This window comes from Streptosporangium sp. NPDC049376, from assembly GCF_044466505.1.
GTDB lineage: Bacteria > Actinomycetota > Actinomycetes > Streptosporangiales > Streptosporangiaceae > Streptosporangium.
In genome coordinates this window covers 49925-52102 of sequence record NZ_JBITMT010000034.1, presented here as the reverse complement: position 1 = coordinate 52102, position 2178 = coordinate 49925, and the positions used below count along the sequence as shown (strand labels likewise).

The following is a 2178-nucleotide window of genomic DNA, read 5'->3' as shown; positions in this document are numbered from 1 at the left end:
CCTTCGTGGAGTTGGGGCAGCCATCGGTCGCGGAAGAAGGAGGCCCATCGGTGGGGCGGCCGCGCGGTGACCGCCATCAACAGGTCGTTGTGGGTATCCGCGACGACGGCGCGGTGATGTAGATCAGCGGACACGTGCCAACCCTTCGATGCGTGGTTATCGCGACGGTATGACAGGTCGGGGTCAGCGGAATTCGTCAGGTTTACCGAAGAGCGGAAGGTTGTTCGTGCGTCCGGACAGGGAGGCGCGGGCCGTACCGCACGGCCGGACCGGGCGCTACGGCCCCGCGCTTCGTATGATCGACGCAGGTCATCGGGCCCGCCGTACGAGCGGCGGGAGCGGTGCGAGGTGGGGGAGGGGCCGGTGGGGGAACGGGGAGTCCGGGAGATGACCGCGGCGGACGCGGTGGCCGTCGGCGAGGTCGCGCGGGCCGCGCTCACACTGGACGCCCGGGAGGCGCCCCTGCTCGTCGCCAGGCTGCTGCGTCCGCCGAGGCAGCGCAGATGGACGGCGCTGGTGACCGAGGACCTCGACGGGGTGCTGTTCGCCTCGATGTCCGCGACCACCTCCGACGGGCACATCGACCTGCTGGCCGTCGCCCCCGGCGCCAGGAGGCGGGGCAGGGGCAGGGCGCTGGTCGGGGCGGCGGAGGAGTGGCTGCGCGGTCAGGGCGCGACCGAGGCGAGGTTCGCGGGCAACCCGCCCTGCTACGCCTGGCCCGGCGTGGACGTGCGCTACACCCCCGCCGCCTGCCTGGCCGAGCGTCTCGGCTATGAACGGTACGACACCGCCTGGAACATGACCGCCGACCTCACCGGGGACCTGTCCGTCGAGGCCGACCTCGAAAGACTGGCGGCGGCGGGCGTCACCGTGCGCAGGGCCACCCGGCAGGACGCCGGAGCCGTGACCGCCTTCGTCGAAACGCACTGGGGCGGCGACTGGGCCTGGGAGACGGCACAGGCGTCCGGCTGCCACTACGCCTCCCGCGACGGCGAGATCATCGGCTTCGCCGCGTGGGGCACCAGGCCCGCCTGGTTCGGCCCGACGGGCGTCGCGGAGGCCGCCAGAGGACTCGGCGTCGGCCAGGTGCTGCTGCGCCGCTGCCTGGCCGAGCAGCGGGACGCGGGCCTGACCGAGGCGCAGATCTCCTGGGTCGGGCCGCTGCGCTTCTACTCCAGGGCGGTCGGGGCACGCGCAGAACGCGTCTTCTGGCTCTACCGCAGGAAGCTGGGGCGGCCGTGACCGGTGATGCGCCGACCGAGCGGCGAGACCCGCGCTACGACCGGATCGACCGGCTCGGCACCGAGGAACTCGCCCGGCTGATGAACGCCGCCGACGCGACCGTGCCCGCCGCGGTGGCCGGGGCGATCCCGGCGATCTCCGCGGCGATCGACGCCGTGGTCGCCAGGATGCGCGCGGGAGGCCGTCTGCTCTACGTCGGCGCGGGCACCTCGGGCAGGCTCGCCGTGCTCGACGCCGCCGAGTGCCCGCCGACCTTCGGCACCGACCCCGGACTTGTCCAGGGCGTCATCGCGGGCGGCGAGCCCGCGCTGAGCCGCGCCGTCGAGGGCGCCGAGGACGACGCGGAGGCGGGGACCGGGGCGATCGCGGACCGGCGGGTCGGCGCGCTCGACGCGGTGGTCGGCGTCTCCGCCGGGGGAGGGGCCCCGTTCGTCCTGGCCGCGCTCACCGAGGCGGGCCGCAGGGGCGCCCTGACCGTCGCGCTGACCTGCAACACGGGCACCGCGCTCTCCCGGGCGGCCCGGCACCCGATAGAGGTGGTCGTCGGTCCCGAGGTGGTCGCGGGCTCGACCAGGCTCAGGGCGGGCACCGCGCAGAAGCTGGTCCTCAACATGATCTCCACCATCACGATGGTCAGGCTCGGCCGCACCCACGGCGGCAGCATGGTGGAGATGACGGTGACGAACGCCAAACTCGCCGGCAGGGCGGTGCGGATGGTCGGCGACCTCACCGGCGTGAGCCCGCAGGAGGCCCGCGCCGCGCTGGAGGCGTCCGGATGGCGGGTGAAGACGGCGGTTCTGGTGGCCGAGCGGGGGGGGGGCCCCCGCGGGGGCCCCCCCCCGCGGGGCCCCCCCCGGGGGGGCCGCCCCCCCCCCCCCCCGGGCGGGGCCCCCCCGGGGTATTAGACACCCAACAAAGGGTGTTAGGGCCACCCGC

Annotated in this window: 2 protein-coding genes; both read left to right on the top strand. The window is 74.9% G+C overall.

Annotation, left to right across the window (positions count from 1 at the left end; genetic code table 11):
• Positions 1-387 precede the first annotated feature (387 nt).
• Complete coding sequence (locus tag ACIBVQ_RS39260; RefSeq protein ID WP_399183954.1) at positions 388-1242, top strand: GNAT family N-acetyltransferase; 855 nt, start codon at positions 388-390, stop codon at positions 1240-1242.
• Positions 1239-2147 (top strand): N-acetylmuramic acid 6-phosphate etherase, encoded by a 909-nt coding sequence (gene murQ, locus ACIBVQ_RS39255; RefSeq protein ID WP_399183952.1) that lies wholly within the window; start codon positions 1239-1241, stop codon positions 2145-2147. Before ACIBVQ_RS39260 ends, murQ begins: the two co-directional genes overlap by 4 nt.
• The last annotated feature ends 31 nt before the right edge of the window (positions 2148-2178 follow it).